Raw genomic sequence first — 16,771 nt, 5'->3', positions numbered from 1 at the left:
CGACGCCACGAAACATGGCACCGCCCCTGCCTGCACCAGACATTTTCTGATACCATGTGCGGCTTTCTTTAACGACCCAGGTGACTTCCCCATGCAGCCTATGCTGAATATCGCCCTGCGCGCCGCCCGCAGCGCCGGTGAATTGATTTTCCGCTCGATCGAACGCCTGGACGTTATTTCGATCAACGAGAAGGATGCCAAGGATTATGTCACCGAGGTCGATCGCGCAGCCGAGCTGACCATCGTCCAGGCATTGCGCAAGGCCTACCCGAACCACGGCATCCTTGGTGAAGAAGGTGGCGTGCTTGAAGGCAGCGGTGAAGGCGCGGACTACCAGTGGATCATCGATCCGCTGGACGGCACCACGAACTTCATCCGTGGAGTCCCCCATTACGCCGTGAGCATCGCCTGCAAGTACAAAGGTCGCCTGGAACATGCAGTAGTCCTCGACCCGGTCCGCCAGGAAGAATTCACCGCCAGCCGCGGCCGCGGCGCAGCCCTGAACGGTCGCCGCCTGCGCGTCAGTCCGCGCAAGAGCCTGGAAGGCGCACTCCTGGGGACCGGCTTCCCGTTCCGCGACAGCCAGATGGATCATCTCGACAACTATTTCGGCATGTTCCGCAGCCTGGTTGGCCAGACCGCCGGCATCCGCCGCGCCGGCTCCGCCAGCCTGGACCTTGCCTATGTCGCAGCTGGCCGCTTCGATGCCTATTGGGAATTCGGCCTCTCCGAGTGGGATATGGCCGCGGGCGCCCTACTGGTCCAAGAAGCGGGCGGCCTGGTCAGCGACTTCAACGGCGGCCACGATTTCCTCGAAAAGGGCCATGTGGTAGCGGGCAACACCAAGTGCTTCAAGGCCGTATTGACGGCTATCCAGCCGCACCTGCCCCCATCGCTGAAGCGCTGATCCTGCACTCACACAAAAAACCCGGCCTTGGCCGGGTTTTTTTATGGCTCGATTCTGCTTTTACTGCTGAATACCTGCCGGCTGCTGCTGCGTCAGAACCAATTGCCCCTCGTCAGTCAGCGGGATACGGCTACCCGGATCATGATCCATCCGCACTTGACTAACCTTGCCGTCAATCTGGTATTTCACGTCGTAACCCACCAGCTGCTCGCTGGTATCGGTCACTGTCTTGCATCGAGTCTCGGTGGTCGTATAGGTGTCACTTGCCTGCATGTGCTCCTGCACTTTGTTGCCGGCGTAACCACCACCTACAGCTCCCGCCACGGTAGCGATCTTCTTGCCCGTACCACCACCAACCTGGTTGCCCAACAAGCCACCAGCCACGGCACCAATCACGGTACCAGCGATCTGGTGTTGATCCTTCACCGGACGCTGTCGGGTGACCGCCACATCATTACAAACCTCACGTGGGGTCTGAATTGTTTCGTTGACCGGCTGGACAGCGAGCACCTCGGCATATTCCGGACCGCTGCCAACCAGCTTATAGGTTGCAACGGCGCCGCCAGCAGTAACGCCGACCGCACCCAAAATGGCACCGACGAGCATCGACTTGTTCACATGAACCTCCTGATTCTCTTCCCTACCAGGCAATCACGCCCACTCCTTGCCTTGGAGGAGCAGTTAATACACAAGTTCCCAGACACACCAGAATAATCAGACAAATGAGACGGCAGTCTCTGACGATCAAACGGCATCACCATAAACGACAAGGCCCGACTATGCCGGGCCCTGCGTGCAGACTTCGTTCAACGCACCCTTAGGGACGATCATCCGCCTCGGCAGTCGCCGCCGGCGGGATCAGGTCCTCTGAGGTCAACTTCAGCCAGATCAGCACCGGTGCACTGATATAAATGGATGAGTAGGTACCCACCACCACACCCACCAGCAACGACAAGGCAAAGCCGTGCAAGCTGTCACCACCGAAGATCAGCAGAGCGAACAATGCCAGCGCTGTAGAGACAGAAGTAGCAATTGTCCGCAGCAGAGTCTGGGTGCAGGACACGTCGATGTTCTCGATCAAGTCGGCACGGCGCAGCACCCGGAAGTTCTCGCGGATACGGTCAAAGATGATGATGGTGTCGTTCAACGAGTAACCAATCATCGCCAGCACGGCTGCCAGCACGGTGAGATCGAAGGGGATCTGGAAGAACGCCAGGATGCCCAGGGTCACGATCACGTCATGCACCAGCGAGGCAATCGCCCCTACACCGAACTTCCACTGGAAGCGGAAGGCCAGGTAGAGAAGGACACCCCCAAGCGCCAGCAGCATTGCGAGACCACCCTGGTCGCGCAGCTCTTCGCCCACCTGCGGACCAACGAACTCGACGCGCTTGAGCACAAATTTGCTCTCGGCATCGACCTTTCGCAGCGCCTCGGCAACCTGGTTACCCAGTTGCGGGTCATCACCAGCAAGCCGCACCAGGACGTCGGTTGAGGCACCGAAGCTCTGCACCACGGCATCCTCATAACCCACTTGCCCAAGCTCGGTCTTGATCCGGTCGAGATTGGCGGGCTGCTCGTAGGCCAGCTCGATCAGCGTGCCGCCCGTGAAGTCCAGGCCGAAGTTAAGACCCTTGACGAACAGACTGCCAATGCCGATGAGGCTGATGATCACGGTAATGGAGAACGCAATATTGCGTATCGCCATGAAACGGATGGTTGACTTGATCATGGCAAGACCTCAAATCCACAGTTTCTTGAAGTTGCGGCCACCGAAGATCAGGTTGACCATGCCACGGGTGAACATGATGGCGGTGAACATCGAAGTGATGATCCCCAGCGACATGGTCACGGCGAAGCCTTTGATCGGACCGGTCCCCAGCGCGAATAGGATGCCGCCGACCAGCAGCGTGGTCAGGTTACTGTCGACGATCGCAGTGTAGGCGCGATCAAAGCCCTCATGGATTGCCCGCTGCACCGACAGGCCATTGGCCAGCTCCTCGCGTATACGGGAGTAGATCAGCACGTTGGCGTCCACCGCCATACCCAGGGTCAGCACGATACCGGCAATACCTGGCAGGGTCAGAGTTGCCCCGATCACCGACATCAGCCCCACCAGCAGCACCAGGTTGAATGCCAGTGCAATGGTCGCCAGGAAGCCGAAGAAGCGATAAATGGCGATGATGAACAGGGAGACGAAGACCATCGCCCACTCGGTAGACTCGATGCCCTTGATGATGTTTTCCGCCCCCAGGCTCGGGCCAATGGTCCGCTCCTCGGCGAAATACATTGGCGCGGCCAAACCACCCGCACGCAACAGCAGTGCCAGTTCGGAGGACTCGCCCTGGCCATCCAGGCCCGTGATGCGGAATTGACTGCCCAGCGGCGACTGAATGGTCGCCAGGCTGATGATCTTCTTCTCCTCCTTGAAGCTCTGTACTGCCACTTCCTGCTCGACGCCGTCGACCATCTGCTTCACGTAGCGTGTCATCGGACGCTGCTCGATGAAGATCACCGCCATGCTGCGGCCTACGTTATTGCGGGTAGCGCGACTCATAAGCTCGCCGCCATGGCCGTCGAGTCGGATGTTCACCTGCGGGCGACCGTTCTCGTCGTAGCTGGCCTGGGCATCAGTGACCTGGTCGCCGGTGATGATCAGGCTGCGCTCCAGCGCCACCGGCGGACGACCCGGTTCACGGAATTCGAACGATTCTGTGGATGCCTTGCTGGCAGTCGGCTCGGCCGCCAGGCGGAACTCCAGGTTGGCAGTCTTGCCAAGAATACGCTTCGCTTCAGCCGTGTCCTGCACGCCCGGCAGCTCTACCACAATGCGGTTGGCGCCCTGGCGCTGTACGATCGGTTCCGCCACGCCCAATTCGTTGACGCGGTTACGGACGGTGGTGAGGTTCTGCTTGATGGAATACTCGCGGATCTCCGCCAGCTTGGCCTGTTTCAAGGCGAGCTGCAGCACCTGCTGGCCACCACGCTCAGTGGTGGTCAGGTCGAAGTCGGTGAAGCTCTTGCGAATCAACGACTGGGCCTTGTCGAGGGAATCCTGGTCGGTAAAACCGAGTTGGAAGCCATTGTCCTGGGCCGGCAGGCTGCGGTAACGGACACGCTCCTTGCGCAGCAGGGTACGGACTTCACCTTCATATATTTTCACACGAGCCGATACCGCCTTTTCCATGTCGACTTCCAGCAGGAAGTGCACACCACCGGAAAGGTCGAGGCCCAGCTTCATCGGCGTGGCGCCCAGATTGCGCAGCCAATCCGGAGTGGTCGGCGCCAGGTTCAAGGCCACCACATAATCGTCACCCAGGACCTTGCGTACCACATCCTTGGCCGGCAGCTGATCAGCCAGCTTGGTCAGACGCAGCAAACCACCGCGCTCACTCAGGGAGGCGGCCTTGACCTCAATGCCCGCGCCCTTGAGGGCTTCGATGGTCCGGTCCAGATCAGCCTGCTGGATCTTCAGCGCCGTGCTGGCGCCGCTGACCTGAATGGCCGGATCATCTGGATAGAGATTGGGAGCGGAATAGACCAGACCAATCGCCAGCACAGCCAGGATCAGCAGGTACTTCCACAGTGGATATTTGTTGAGCATGACACCGCCCGTTATGACGCGGGGCGCCTCAAGCGCCCCGTCGATGGTGATCCGTGATTCGTTAGATGGCTTTGAGCGTGCCCTTCGGCAGGGTCGCTGCGATGGCCGCCTTCTGGAACTTCAGCTCGACAGTGTCGGACACCTCGATGACGACGAAGTCATCGGAGACCTTGACCACCTTGCCGGCGATACCACCAGAGGTCACCACTTCATCACCCTTCTGCAGGCTTGTAAGCAGGTTCTTGTGCTCCTTGGCGCGCTTGGCCTGGGGACGCCAGATCATCAGGTAGAAGATGACCAGGAAGCCGACCAGGAAAACCCACTCGAAACCGGTACCGGCGGGGCCAGCAGCAGCGGCCGGGGCGGCGTCGGCATAAGCGGCGGGAATCAGAAAGCTCATGTAAAACTCCTGTTATAAGGATTTGAATATCCAGGTCTTGAAACGATTGCTTCGACTCAATCCAGAGGCGGCACTGGCAAGCCACGTCGGGCATAGAAGGTATCGACAAAGGCGGCCAATTTACCCTGTTGGATAGCCTCGCGCAAACCAGCCATCAGGCGCTGGTAATGGCGCAAGTTGTGGATTGTATTCAGCATGCTGCCCAGCATTTCACCGCATTTGTCGAGGTGATGCAGGTAGGCACGGGAGAAGTGTTTGCAGGTGTAACAATCGCAGGTCGGATCCAAGGGAGACTCGTCGTGCCTGTGCACCGAGTTGCGGATTTTCAACACGCCCGTCTCGATGAACAAGTGGCCGTTGCGCGCATTACGGGTCGGCATCACGCAGTCGAACATGTCCACCCCCCGGCGCACACCCTCCACTAGATCCTCGGGTTTGCCCACCCCCATCAGGTAGCGAGGCTTGTCGGCTGGCATCTGCGCCGGCAGGTAGTCGAGGACGCGAATCATCTCTTCCTTCGGCTCACCAACGGAAAGCCCACCGATGGCCAGTCCATCGAAATCCAGCGCGCCCAGGCCCTCCAGAGAGCGCATGCGCAGTTCTTCATGCATACCGCCCTGAACAATGCCGAACAGCGCTGCAGTGCTTTCGCCATGGGCAACCTTCGAGCGTTTGGCCCAGCGCAGCGACAGCTCCATGGAGCGCTTGGCCACGTCGAAGTCAGCCGGATAGGGCGTGCATTCGTCGAAGATCATCACAATATCGGAGCCCAGGTCGCGCTGGACTTGCATCGACTCCTCCGGCCCCATGAAGACCTTGGCGCCGTCTACCGGGGAAGCAAAGGTCACCCCCTCCTCCTTGATCTTGCGCATAGCGCCCAGGCTGAACACCTGGAAACCTCCGGAGTCGGTGAGGATCGGCCCCTGCCATTGCATGAAGCCATGCAGGTCGCCGTGGCGCTTGATCACTTCCATCCCCGGTCGTAGCCAGAGGTGGAACGTGTTGCCGAGGATGATCTGCGCACCGATTGCCTCGATATCGCGCGGCAGCATGCCCTTCACCGTGCCGTAGGTGCCGACCGGCATGAAAGCAGGGGTTTCCACCACGCCACGCGGGAAGGTCAAACGGCCGCGACGGGCCTTGCCATCGGTGGCCAAGAGCTCGAAGTTCATTCGGCAGGTGCGGGTCATGCTGGGTCCTCGGGCCCGCGCGGAGCGGGATTGCGGGTGATGAACATGGCATCACCGTAACTGAAGAAGCGGTAGCCCCCCTCCACTGCCGCCGCATAGGCCGCCATGGTCTCCGCATAGCCGGCAAAGGCCGAGACCAGCATCAACAGGGTGGATTCAGGCAAATGGAAGTTGGTCACCAAGGCATCGACCACGTGGAATGGCCTGCCCGGATATAGAAATATGTCGGTATCGCCGCTGAATGCCTTCAGCTGCCCGTCACGGGCTGCACTTTCCAGCGAACGAACACTGGTAGTCCCTACTGCAATCACACGACCGCCGCGCGCACGACACGCCGCCACCGCATCCACGACATCCTGGCCAACTTCCAGCCACTCATGGTGCATGTGGTGATCCTCGATGCGCTCTACGCGCACGGGCTGAAAGGTGCCAGCTCCGACATGCAGGGTGACGAAAGCCGTGGCAACGCCTTTCTCGGCGATAGCCTCCAGCATGGCCTGATCGAAATGCAGACCGGCAGTGGGCGCCGCAACGGCACCGGCGTGCCGGGCATAGACCGTCTGATAGCGCTCGCGGTCAGCATCCTCGTCAGGCCTGTCGATGTAAGGAGGTAGCGGCATGTGGCCGACGCGCTCCAGCAGCGGAAGCACCTCTTCAGTGAAGCGCAACTCGAACAGCGCATCATGGCGCGCCAGCATCTCTGCCTCACCGCCGCCCTCAATAAGGATGAAGGAGCCTGGCTTGGGAGATTTGCTGGAGCGGACGTGAGCCAGCACGCGGTGGCTGTCCAGCACGCGCTCGACCAGCATCTCAAGCTTGCCGCCGGACGCTTTCTGGCCGAACAGGCGAGCAGGAATCACTCGCGTGTTATTGAAGACCATCAGGTCGCCGGGACGAAGGTATTCCAGCAAGTCGGCGAATTGCCGATGGCTGAGCTGGCCACTGACACCATCCAGAACCAGCAGTCGGCTGGCCCGGCGCTCAGAGAGTGGATGGCGGGCAATCTGAGCTTCAGGAAGCTCGAAGTGAAAATCGGCTACGCGCATGGTGGGGGGTCGTATCGCAGGGGCGCAAATAATACCGGAAATGTACGAAGCTGACCATGAAGACGGATTGACCGAGCCAGAGCGCCTCCCTATACTGCGCGCCCATCGTGCCTCGGTGGCGGAATCGGTAGACGCGGCGGATTCAAAATCCGTTTCTGGCGACAGAGTGAGAGTTCGAGTCTCTCCCGGGGCACCACGATATCTGCAATTCCCTCCTCAAGTGCCTGCCACACCCAGCAAATCAGGCCTGCCGCAGTACCCATGAATACCCCTTGTAAGATAGGCCCTACGGGGGATTGGCAATTACGCAAAACTTAGCGTAGAGTGAGCCAACTGTGTTTGCATGGGTCGCTGTTGAATCGTGACCTGATGCGGTAGATCACCAGATCCGCTACATCCCGCTCGACTTCTCTTACCTCTTTGCAACCAGTTCCAGCCCTTCTTGCCCAAGCGGGAGCAGGAGGCTGTCATCAACTTCAGTTTCAAGGAAACAAGATATGTCGAATCGTCAAACCGGCACCGTAAAATGGTTCAACGACGAGAAGGGTTTTGGCTTCATTACCCCTGAGAGCGGTCCGGATCTGTTCGTTCACTTCCGCGCTATCGAAGGCTCCGGCTTCCGTAGCCTGAAAGAAGGCCAGAAGGTCACTTTCGTAGCCGTGCAAGGCCAGAAAGGCATGCAGGCTGATCAGGTTCAGATCGTTAACTGATCTCCTGAGCTTTGCAAAAGCCCCTGATGGAAACATCAGGGGCTTTTTTGTGCGCGGCGCTCGGCTGCTAGAATGGCGCCTCCCTCACGCCAAGAGCCTGCAATGCCGAAACACCACTTGCGCCCTCAGGGCGAATTTCCATCTGCCGGACTGATCCGACGTTTTGCGGCCATGTTCTACGACTTCCTGCTTTGCGCTGCGATGATCCTGGTGGTGGGTTTTGCCTATCAGGCAATGCGCATCATGATTCACGGCGAGGAGCGCATGAGACAGCTTGCCGACGCTGGAGCCCTCGATGGCGACCCAGTCCTCGCCACTCTCGTGTTCTTCAGCCTGTTCGCCTTCTTCGCCAAGTTCTGGACGCACACCGGCCAGACCCTCGGCATGCAAGTGTGGGGCATCCGCGTACAGAACAAGGACGGCACAGCCATAAGCCTTTGGCAGGCAACGCTACGCTTCGTAGTCGCCATCGGCTCCTGGCTGTGCCTGGGCCTGGGCTTCCTCTGGAGTCTCTGGGACAAGGAAAAACGCACCTGGCACGACCTCTACTCCGAAAGCCAGGTGGTGCAACTTCCGAAGGGCATTCACAAAAAATGACCCAAACAACAAAAAGCCGGCATTGAGCCGGCTTTTTGTTCATCGCGGATTGGCTACGATCACCCCGCCCGCCTCAACAGCCAGACGCCAGCCAAGGCACAGACGCCCGCTGGAATCAGCACCGCCAGCAGCGGCGAGAATCCGAACACCAGGCTCGAGGGCCCCAGCAAGTCCTGACTGATGCGCACCACAAAGCCAATCACAACCCCGGTGAACACCCGCTGCCCCAGTGTCACGGAGCGCAAGGGCCCGAATATGAAGGAGATCGCCATCAGCACCAGGGCGGCAGTCACCAGAGGCTGCAACACCTTGATCCAAAAGGCCAACCAGTAGCGCCCATTATTCAGCCCCTGCTCCGCCAGGTAGTGGGCGTATCGCCACAACCCGCTGATGGACAGCGCCTCAGGCTCCATCACCACCGTGCCGAGCAACTGCGGATCGAGTTGCACATCCCAACGCTCGCTGGCTGCATCCCCCACTTCAGTATGGTCGCCGCGGAAATGGGTCGTCTTCACATCTTCCAGCAGCCAGTGATCCCCCTGGAACATCGCTCGACGCGCGAAGCTGGCGGCCTGCATATGGCGCTCGGCATCGAAGCGGTAACGGGTCACGCCATAGAGAACGCCATTGGGCTGCACGGCGTTGATGTGCACAAACTCTTCGCCCTGGCGGTGCCAGAGACCACGCTTGGAGCTTTGCGCATCACCTCCGCCCTGAGCCAAGGAGCGGTTGGCCTGCGCCAGATTCTCGCTCCAGGGGGCAACGTACTCGCCGACCAGGATGCCTACCAGCATCAGCACCAGCATCGGCTTCATGACGGCCCAGACGATGCGCCCAATGGAGACGCCCGCCGCACGCATGACCGTCAGCTCGCTGCTGCTGGCCAATGATCCGAGACCGATCAGGCTGCCGATCAGCGCTGCCATCGGCAGCATGTCGTAGAGCCTACGGGGTAAGGTCAGGAACACGTACCAGGCCGCGTCCATCACGCCATAGCCACCCTCGACGTCGCCCAACTCATCGATGAATGCAAACAACGCCGCAAGACTGACAATGACCCCCAACACAGCAAGAATGCCGAACAGCACGCTGGTACCGATGTAGCGATCCAACTTAACCATGGGCCACCTCACGGGCATCACGACGGGCCGCCCACTTCAGGCGCAGAGGCTCCCAGTAGAGCAACAACAGACCGATCACCAGGAACAACCCGTGCACCCACCACAGACCAAGCACCATGGGGATACGCCCCTTGTCCAGCTGCCCCCGCGCGGCTATCAGCAGCGACAGATAGGCCATGTAGAGCAGGATCGCCGGCAGTAGCTTGAGGAAGCGCCCTTGGCGTGGGTTCACCTTCGACAACGGAACAGCGAGCAGCGTGACCACAAATACCAGCAACGGGATCGATAGGCGCCACTGCAACTCGGCCTGGTAGCGCGGATCGGCGCTGCCGATCAGCTCCGAGGTCGGCACCGCCTCGCGCTCGCCGATTTCGGCGCTGATTTCCGGCTTGGGTAACAGCACCCCGTAGGTTTCGTAATGGATAATGCGGTAATCGGCCTTGCCCGGATTTCCGTCGTAGCGGTAACCGTTCTGGAGGATAAGGTAGCGGCTGCCATCAGGCTGGATTTCCTGACGCCCTTTCTCGGCGACCAGCACGCCAATGCCGCGATCCTTGCCATTTTCACGCGATACGCGCTTCTCGGAGATGAACACCCCGCCCAGCTCAGCGCGGTCGGCGGACAACGCCTCGGTGTAGGTAACCCGTCCACCACCCTTGAGGCCCTGGAAGCGACCGGGCACCAGGGTGTCGAACTCGGTCAGCGCATCCTGTTCCTGAAGGATACGGCCAACCTCGCTCACGCCTTGCGGCGCCAGCCCCATGCTCAACCAGGCCACCAGCAAGGCGACCAGGGTGGCCGGCGCCAGACTGTAGACCATCAAGCGCTGCTGGCTCATGCCCGTAGCGGTCAGCACCGTCATCTCACTGTCGAGATAGAGGCGTCCGTAAGCCAGCAGAAAGCCGAGGAACAGGCCCAGCGGGAGGATCAGTTGAAGGAACCCTGGAATCCGGTAGCCCATGATCATGAACAGCACGCCCGGGTCCAGAACCCCTTGGGCAGCCTGGGCCAGGTACTTGATGAAACGGCCGCTCATGATGATTACCAGCAATACGGCGCTGACCGCACTGAGGGTGATCAAGACCTCGCGGGAGAGATAACGGAAGACAATCAAAACCAGACACTCCAGGGTTGTCAGGCTCGGGCGGCTACGCTCAAACTAGCCGCTTTATGGCCAGCCCGCCGTGATTGCGGGCCACTGAAAAAATAGCCGGCATTATCCTGCAATACCGGCTCTTTGTCTTGGGGACACATGTCATGGAATTCCTCGTCAAAAGCGCCCGTCTGGAAACCCTGAAAACCGCCACACTGGTCGTCGCCGTGGGTGAAGGGCGCAAGCTCGGTGCAGCAGCCACGGCGCTGGACGCTGCCAGCGGAAGCGCCATCAGCACACTGCTCAAGCGCGGCGACCTGCAAGGGAAGTCAGGCCAGACCCTGCTGCTCCACAGCCTGCCCAACCTCAAGGCCGAACGCGTGCTGCTGGTGGGCAGCGGCAAGGAGCACGAACTCTCTGACCGCCAGTTCCGCAAAATGATCGCTGCAGTCAACGGTGTATTGAAGAGCCTCGGCGGCAGCGACGCCACCCTGGCCCTCGGCGAACTGGTCGTCAAAGGCCGCGACGCCTATGGCAAGGCGCGCCTGATGGTGGAAACCCTGGCCGATGGCACCTACCTGTTCGAGCGTTTCAAGAGCAAGAAAACCGAGCCCAAGGCCCTGAAAAAGATCACCCTACTGGCCGACAAGACCGAGCTGGCTGACGTCGAGCGTGGCAGCGTCCACGCTCAGGCCATCGCCAAGGGCATGGCCTTTACCCGCGACCTCGGCAACCTGCCGCCTAACCTCTGCCACCCCAGCTTCATCGCCGAAGAGGCCAAAGCACTGGCCAAGGAGCACAAGAACCTCAAGGTCGAAGTACTGGACGAGAAGAAGCTCAAGGAGCTGGGCGCCGGCGCCTTCCTGGCTGTGGCCCAAGGCAGCGATCAGCCGCCGCGCATGATCGTGCTCAACTATCAGGGCGGCAAGAAAGACGACAAACCCTTCGCCCTGGTGGGCAAAGGCATCACCTTCGACACCGGCGGCATCAGCATCAAGCCCGCAGCCGGCATGGACGAGATGAAGTACGACATGTGCGGTGCCGCCAGCGTGCTCGGCACCTTCCGCGCGTTGCTCGAGCTGCAACTGCCGATCAACGTCGTCGGCCTGCTCGCCTGCGCCGAAAACATGCCCAGTGGCGGCGCCACTCGTCCGGGCGACATCGTCACCACCATGAGCGGTCAGACGGTGGAGATCCTCAACACCGACGCAGAAGGCCGGCTGGTACTGTGCGACACCCTGACCTATGCCGAGCGCTTCAAGCCTCAGGCGGTGATCGACATCGCCACCCTCACCGGCGCCTGCATCGTCGCCCTGGGCAGCAACACGTCCGGACTGATGGGCAACAACGACGGCCTGATCAAGCAGATCCTGAAGGCCGGCGAGTACGCTGACGACCGTGCCTGGCAGCTGCCGCTGTTCGACGAATACCAGGAGCAACTGGACAGCCCCTTTGCTGACATCGCCAACATCGGCGGCCCCAAGGCCGGCACCATCACAGCGGGGTGCTTCCTGTCGCGCTTCGCCAAGAAGTACCACTGGGCGCACCTGGACATCGCTGGTACCGCTTGGGTCAGCGGCGGCAAGGACAAGGGGGCGACCGGTCGCCCAGTGCCCCTGCTGACCCAGTACCTGCTGGACCGTATCAAGTGAGGATCGAGTTCTATGTCCTCTCCTCAGCAAACCCGGCAGACCGCCTCCGCGCGGCCTGCCAGTTGGCCGCCAAGGGCTGGCGTCATGGGCTCCCGGTCATGTTGCGCTGCGCCAACGTTGCCCAGCGTGACGAGCTGGACCAGCTCCTGTGGCGTTTTCGGGCCGAAAACTTCATCCCTCACGACCTGCATGAAGACGATGCCGAAGCCCCGGTCGTGCTCGCCCTCGATGAGGCGCCAGCGATCCAGCAAGGCCTGCTGATCAATCTGAACCCGAGCATTTCCCCACACATCGAGTACTTCAGCCGGGTGATCGAGATCGTCAACCAGGAACCCGACCTGCTGGCCGCCTGCCGGGAGAATTTCCGCGCCTACCGCCAGCGGGGCTATGATCCAAAACGAGTCGAACTCTGATCGTGCTATCCATGGAAACCCCGAAACAGCCTCCTAAGCCTGCGCACCTGCTGGACGATCTCGAGTCGATCCGCGCCCTTCTCGACCAGCCGGGCAGCAATGAACCGCCCCTGCTCACCGATCCCCTCGAAGCAGATGGCATTCCCCTGCTCTCGGACATCATCGAGCCCGCACTCTCCGCACCGCTTCAGCCAGCCCCCGAGCCACCGCTATTGCAACCGCTGGTCGATACCGTCCGGAACCGCCTGGAGCCTGATGCATCGGCTGAACCTGCCGACCTGGATGCTGAGCTCCGTGCCACAGCACAGGCAATTCTCCAGGACGTCATCGACGATTTCGTCCCGCAGATCGAGGCCGAGCTGAAACGCCGTCTCGAAGCGCATATGGCCCACCTGCTGGCTCCCCCCAAGCGGTGATCTCCCTCTCGCCGCCCCACCCTGCAGGAGCGAGCTTGCTCGCGAACGGAGCAAGCGCCTTCGCCAGCAAGCGGGCTCCTACACAACCTGCGCCACCCCCGCCTTCGACCCCGTTCATCGCGTACCGAACGCGTGCGCCAATTCTTTCGACGGCCCGTTGCCGCTATACTCTCCGGTTTTCCCGACTAGTTGCCTTCTAGGGTCCCCGCCGAACCATGGACAAGACCTACCAGCCCCACGCCATCGAAACCTCCTGGTACAAAACCTGGGAGTCCAAGAACTACTTCGCCCCGCAAGGTTCCGGCGAGCCCTACACCATCATGATCCCGCCGCCGAACGTCACCGGCAGCCTGCACATGGGGCACGGCTTCAACAACGCCATCATGGACGCGCTGATCCGCTTCCGCCGCATGCAGGGCCGTAACACACTGTGGCAGCCGGGCACCGACCACGCCGGCATCGCCACCCAGATGGTGGTGGAGCGCCAGCTGGGTGCCCAAGGCATCAGCCGCCATGACCTCGGCCGCGAGAAATTCCTGGAAAAGGTCTGGGAATGGAAGGAGCAGTCCGGCGGCACTATCACCCGCCAGATCCGTCGCCTCGGCTCCTCCGTGGATTGGTCGCGCGAGCGTTTCACCATGGACGAGGGCCTGTCCGAAGCGGTCAAGGAAGCCTTCGTACGCCTGCATGAAGACGGCCTGATCTACCGTGGCAAGCGCTTGGTCAACTGGGACACCAAGTTCCACACCGCCATCTCCGACCTCGAAGTGGAGAACCACGACGAGAAAGGCAGCCTATGGAACCTCCGCTATCCGCTGGCCGACGGCCACAAGACTGCCGACGGCAAGGATTACCTGATCGTCGCCACCACCCGTCCGGAAACCATGCTCGGTGACGCTGCCGTAGCCGTGCACCCGGAAGACGAGCGCTACAAATCCCTGATTGGCACCTTCGTTGCGCTGCCGCTGGTGGGTCGTCGAATTCCGATCATCGCGGATGAGTATTGCGACCCCGAGTTCGGCACCGGCTGCGTGAAGATCACTCCGGCCCACGACTTCAATGACTATGAAGTCGGCAAGCGCCACAACCTGCCGCTTATCAACATCTTCGACAAGAACGCTGCGGTGCTGGCCCATGCCCAAGTGTTCAACCTGGACGGTAACGTCAACCACGAAGTCGACGGCAGCCTGCCCGCCGAGTATGCCGGCCTGGATCGCTTCGAGGCGCGCAAGCGCATCGTCGAGGCCTTCGACGCCCTGGGCCTCTTGGAAAAAATCGAAGACCATGCGCTGAAAGTGCCCAAGGGCGACCGTTCCGGCACCGTCATCGAACCCTGGCTGACCGACCAATGGTACGTCTCCACCAAGCCGTTGGCCGAGCCGGCCATCGCTGCCGTGGAAGACGGTCGCATCCAGTTCGTGCCCAAGCAGTACGAAAACATGTACTTCTCCTGGATGCGCGACATACAGGACTGGTGCATCAGCCGCCAGCTTTGGTGGGGGCATCGCATCCCGGCCTGGTACGACGAAGAAGGCAATGTCTACGTCGGCCGCAACGAGGCCGAGGTCCGCGCCAAGCACAACCTGGGCGACATCCCCCTGGAACAGGACGAGGACGTGCTGGACACCTGGTTCAGCTCTGGCCTGTGGACCTTCTCCACACTTGGCTGGCCGGAACAGACCGAGTTCCTCAAGACCTTCCACCCCACCGACGTGCTGGTCACCGGCTTCGACATCATCTTCTTCTGGGTCGCCCGCATGATCATGCTGACCATGCACCTGGTGAAGAACGAAGACGGCACCCCACAGGTTCCGTTCAAGACCGTCTACGTCCACGGTCTGGTGCGCGACAGCCAGGGCCACAAGATGTCCAAGTCCAAGGGCAATGTGCTCGACCCGCTGGACATCGTCGACGGCATAGACCTCGACACCCTGCTGGAAAAACGCACCAGCGGCATGATGCAGCCCAAGCTGGCCGAGAAGATCGCCAAGCAGACCCGCGCTGAGTTCCCCGAAGGCATCAACAGCTACGGCACCGATGCCCTGCGCTTCACCTTTTGCTCGCTGGCCTCCACGGGCCGCGATGTCAAGTTCGACATGGGCCGCGTCGAGGGTTACCGCAACTTCTGTAACAAGCTGTGGAATGCCGCCAACTTCGTCATCGAGAATACCGAAGGCCAGGACACCGGCGTCAACGACGAGCCGGCGGCCGGCGCTCCGGTCGAACTGTCCTCGGTAGACCGCTGGATCATCTCTGCCCTGCAGCGGACTGAGCAGGAAGTCACCCGTCACTTGGAAGCCTTCCGCTTCGACCTCGCCACCCAGGCCCTCTACGAGTTCGTCTGGGACGAGTACTGCGCCTGGTACCTGGAGCTGGTCAAGCCGGTGCTGTGGGACGAGAACGCCCCGATCGAGCGCCAGCGCGGCACCCGCCGTACGCTGATCCGCGTGCTGGAAGTAGCCCTGCGCCTGGCGCATCCCTTCATGCCGTTCATCACCGAGGAAATCTGGCAGCGCATCAAGGCCCAGGCAGGCAAGAGCGGCGACACCCTGATGCTGCAACCCTGGCCAGTGGCCAATGAAGCGCGCATCGACGCCGCCGCCGAAGGCGACATCGCCTGGATCAAGGCGCTGATGCTCGGTGTGCGGCAGATCCGTGGCGAGATGAACATCTCGATGGCCAAACGCATCGACATCATCCTCGTTAACGCCAACGACGAAGACCGTCGCCGCCTGACCGAGAACGAGCCGCTGCTGAAGAAGCTGGCCAAGCTGGAGACCGTCCGCGTACTCGCCACCGGCGAGGAAGCCCCGATGTCCGCCACCGCCCTGGTTGGCGACATGCAGGTGTTGGTGCCTATGGCAGGCCTGATCGACAAAGACGCCGAACTGGCGCGCCTGGATAAGGAAATCCAGCGCCTGGAAGGCGAAGTGAAGCGCGTTGGCGGTAAGCTCGGCAACGAAGGCTTCGTCGCCAAGGCCCCGGCCGACGTGATCGAGAAGGAGCGCGCCAAGCTGGCCGAGGCCGAGCAGGCCCTGGCCAACCTTGCCGAACAGCGCGGCAAGATCGCCAGCCTGTAATGCCCACGAGGCCCGCTGATCAGACCGAGTGAAACGTCGCGAGCGAAGGTTAGGCTGTTTTTAACACCGCATAACCGAGCGCAGCAGTTTTCACACAATCTGTAATGCGGGCCTTGTGCTTTTCGGCCCCTATTGGGTGGAAGAAAAGAACGTCGTCCATCGTGCCGATAAGGTGGAAAATCAGGTAGCGTTTTCCACCGCCCTTGTCGCAAGGACCGCCCATGGACACCAGCAAGACCAAAACCAGCTTCTACCGCCGCCTCTACGTCGCCTGGCTGATCGACAGCAGCACCGCAGCCAGCGTGCCAGCGCTGATGGAGGCCACCGGCATGCCCCGTCGCACCGCACAGGACACGCTGTTGGCGCTCGCCGACCTGGATATCGACTGCCACTTCGAGCAGGACGAGGGCGCGCGCAATAATGCAGGCCATTATGTGATTCGCGACTGGGGCGCCATCGACAAGCGCTGGATCGCCGCTAACCTGCATCAGATCAAGGCCGTATTGGGTTATCCCTGACAGACTGCCGCCCCTGCAAGGAAC

At 61.0% G+C, this 16,771-nt stretch carries 16 protein-coding genes and 1 tRNA gene; 9 read left to right on the top strand and 8 right to left on the bottom strand.

All coding sequences use genetic code 11. The annotated features are described in order from the left end of the window. The first annotated feature begins 91 nt into the window (after positions 1-91). Positions 92-907: an inositol-phosphate phosphatase gene (suhB, locus tag OXH74_RS13715; protein WP_375737508.1), complete on the top strand. Its 816-nt coding sequence runs from the start codon at positions 92-94 to the stop codon at positions 905-907. A 60-nt stretch (positions 908-967) separates the two neighbouring features. Here the strand turns inward: suhB and OXH74_RS13710 are convergent, their stop codons facing one another. From OXH74_RS13710 to queA, 6 genes are all read right to left on the bottom strand, one after another. Next, entirely contained in the window at positions 968-1,525 is a 558-nt protein-coding gene (locus OXH74_RS13710; RefSeq protein WP_375737507.1) for a glycine zipper 2TM domain-containing protein, read from the bottom strand. A gap of 199 nt (positions 1,526-1,724) precedes the next feature. Beyond that, positions 1,725-2,636 (bottom strand): protein translocase subunit SecF, encoded by a 912-nt coding sequence (gene secF, locus OXH74_RS13705; RefSeq protein ID WP_375741613.1) that lies wholly within the window; start codon positions 2,634-2,636, stop codon positions 1,725-1,727. Between the two features lie 12 nt (positions 2,637-2,648). Continuing rightward, positions 2,649-4,511, bottom strand: coding sequence for a protein translocase subunit SecD (secD, locus tag OXH74_RS13700; protein WP_375737506.1), 1,863 nt, complete (start codon positions 4,509-4,511; stop codon positions 2,649-2,651). Between the two features lie 61 nt (positions 4,512-4,572). Continuing rightward, positions 4,573-4,911 (bottom strand): preprotein translocase subunit YajC, encoded by a 339-nt coding sequence (yajC, locus tag OXH74_RS13695; RefSeq protein ID WP_215378254.1) that lies wholly within the window; start codon positions 4,909-4,911, stop codon positions 4,573-4,575. A 56-nt stretch (positions 4,912-4,967) separates the two neighbouring features. Beyond that, positions 4,968-6,083: a tRNA guanosine(34) transglycosylase Tgt gene (tgt, locus tag OXH74_RS13690; RefSeq protein ID WP_375741612.1), complete on the bottom strand. Its 1,116-nt coding sequence runs from the start codon at positions 6,081-6,083 to the stop codon at positions 4,968-4,970. A 14-nt stretch (positions 6,084-6,097) separates the two neighbouring features. After that, positions 6,098-7,147, bottom strand: coding sequence for a tRNA preQ1(34) S-adenosylmethionine ribosyltransferase-isomerase QueA (gene queA, locus OXH74_RS13685; protein ID WP_375737505.1), 1,050 nt, complete (start codon positions 7,145-7,147; stop codon positions 6,098-6,100). A 109-nt stretch (positions 7,148-7,256) separates the two neighbouring features. Between queA and OXH74_RS13680 the strand changes: the two genes are divergently transcribed. From OXH74_RS13680 to OXH74_RS13670, 3 genes are all read left to right on the top strand, one after another. After that, positions 7,257-7,343 (top strand) — tRNA-Leu (locus OXH74_RS13680). A 301-nt stretch (positions 7,344-7,644) separates the two neighbouring features. Next, entirely contained in the window at positions 7,645-7,857 is a 213-nt protein-coding gene (locus OXH74_RS13675; RefSeq protein ID WP_215378246.1) for a cold-shock protein, read from the top strand. A 102-nt stretch (positions 7,858-7,959) separates the two neighbouring features. Beyond that, entirely contained in the window at positions 7,960-8,454 is a 495-nt protein-coding gene (locus OXH74_RS13670; protein WP_375737504.1) for an RDD family protein, read from the top strand. Positions 8,455-8,513: 59 nt separating this feature from the next. On the opposite strand, the gene lptG is transcribed toward OXH74_RS13670, so the two are convergent. Continuing rightward, positions 8,514-9,575 carry an LPS export ABC transporter permease LptG gene (lptG, locus tag OXH74_RS13665; RefSeq protein WP_375737503.1) on the bottom strand — a complete coding sequence of 354 codons (1,062 nt, stop codon included), beginning with the start codon at positions 9,573-9,575 and terminating at the stop codon, positions 8,514-8,516. Continuing rightward, on the bottom strand, positions 9,568-10,689 hold the full coding sequence (gene lptF / locus OXH74_RS13660; protein ID WP_215378237.1) for an LPS export ABC transporter permease LptF: 1,122 nt from the start codon (positions 10,687-10,689) through the stop codon (positions 9,568-9,570). Before lptF ends, lptG begins: the two co-directional genes overlap by 8 nt. A 143-nt stretch (positions 10,690-10,832) precedes the next feature. Here lptF and OXH74_RS13655 point away from each other — a divergent pair, with 143 nt between their 5' ends. The 5 genes from OXH74_RS13655 to OXH74_RS13635 all read left to right on the top strand — a co-directional run bounded on the left by OXH74_RS13655 (position 10,833) and on the right by OXH74_RS13635 (position 16,747). Then, entirely contained in the window at positions 10,833-12,320 is a 1,488-nt protein-coding gene (locus tag OXH74_RS13655; protein ID WP_375737502.1) for a leucyl aminopeptidase, read from the top strand. After that, the gene (locus OXH74_RS13650) at positions 12,317-12,733 is read left to right on the top strand and encodes a DNA polymerase III subunit chi (protein WP_375737501.1); all 417 of its coding nucleotides are present in this window, start codon (positions 12,317-12,319) and stop codon (positions 12,731-12,733) included. The genes OXH74_RS13655 and OXH74_RS13650 overlap by 4 nt, the downstream gene beginning before the upstream one ends. Before the next feature lie 11 nt (positions 12,734-12,744). Further along, a complete protein-coding gene (locus OXH74_RS13645) occupies positions 12,745-13,149 on the top strand; it encodes a DNA polymerase III subunit chi (protein ID WP_375737500.1) in 405 nt (134 codons plus the stop codon). 215 nt (positions 13,150-13,364) lie between these two features. Further along, positions 13,365-16,229 (top strand): valine--tRNA ligase, encoded by a 2,865-nt coding sequence (locus OXH74_RS13640; protein ID WP_375737499.1) that lies wholly within the window; start codon positions 13,365-13,367, stop codon positions 16,227-16,229. 221 nt (positions 16,230-16,450) lie between these two features. Beyond that, positions 16,451-16,747 (top strand): helix-turn-helix domain-containing protein, encoded by a 297-nt coding sequence (locus OXH74_RS13635; protein WP_215378219.1) that lies wholly within the window; start codon positions 16,451-16,453, stop codon positions 16,745-16,747. Positions 16,748-16,771 lie beyond the last annotated feature (24 nt).

The organism is Metapseudomonas boanensis (genome assembly GCF_042232855.1).
GTDB classification, from domain to species: Bacteria; Pseudomonadota; Gammaproteobacteria; order Pseudomonadales; family Pseudomonadaceae; genus Metapseudomonas; species Metapseudomonas boanensis.
Note: the sequence above shows the minus strand (reverse complement) of the source record. Positions and strands in the feature narration are given on the sequence as shown.

Excerpts from the sequence above, each read along its gene's own strand:
- queA (WP_375737505.1), bottom strand. The coding sequence starts at position 7,147 with ATGCGCGTAGCCGATTTTCACTTCGAGCTTCCTGAAGCTCAGATTGCC.
- secD (WP_375737506.1), bottom strand. The coding sequence starts at position 4,511 with ATGCTCAACAAATATCCACTGTGGAAGTACCTGCTGATCCTGGCTGTG.
- suhB (WP_375737508.1), top strand. The coding sequence starts at position 92 with ATGCAGCCTATGCTGAATATCGCCCTGCGCGCCGCCCGCAGCGCCGGT.
- OXH74_RS13645 (WP_375737500.1), top strand. The coding sequence starts at position 12,745 with ATGGAAACCCCGAAACAGCCTCCTAAGCCTGCGCACCTGCTGGACGAT.
- OXH74_RS13675 (WP_215378246.1), top strand. The coding sequence starts at position 7,645 with ATGTCGAATCGTCAAACCGGCACCGTAAAATGGTTCAACGACGAGAAG.
- OXH74_RS13635 (WP_215378219.1), top strand. The coding sequence starts at position 16,451 with ATGGACACCAGCAAGACCAAAACCAGCTTCTACCGCCGCCTCTACGTC.
- tgt (WP_375741612.1), bottom strand. The coding sequence starts at position 6,083 with ATGAACTTCGAGCTCTTGGCCACCGATGGCAAGGCCCGTCGCGGCCGT.
- OXH74_RS13655 (WP_375737502.1), top strand. The coding sequence starts at position 10,833 with ATGGAATTCCTCGTCAAAAGCGCCCGTCTGGAAACCCTGAAAACCGCC.
- OXH74_RS13670 (WP_375737504.1), top strand. The coding sequence starts at position 7,960 with ATGCCGAAACACCACTTGCGCCCTCAGGGCGAATTTCCATCTGCCGGA.
- lptG (WP_375737503.1), bottom strand. The coding sequence starts at position 9,575 with ATGGTTAAGTTGGATCGCTACATCGGTACCAGCGTGCTGTTCGGCATT.
- OXH74_RS13640 (WP_375737499.1), top strand. The coding sequence starts at position 13,365 with ATGGACAAGACCTACCAGCCCCACGCCATCGAAACCTCCTGGTACAAA.
- yajC (WP_215378254.1), bottom strand. The coding sequence starts at position 4,911 with ATGAGCTTTCTGATTCCCGCCGCTTATGCCGACGCCGCCCCGGCCGCT.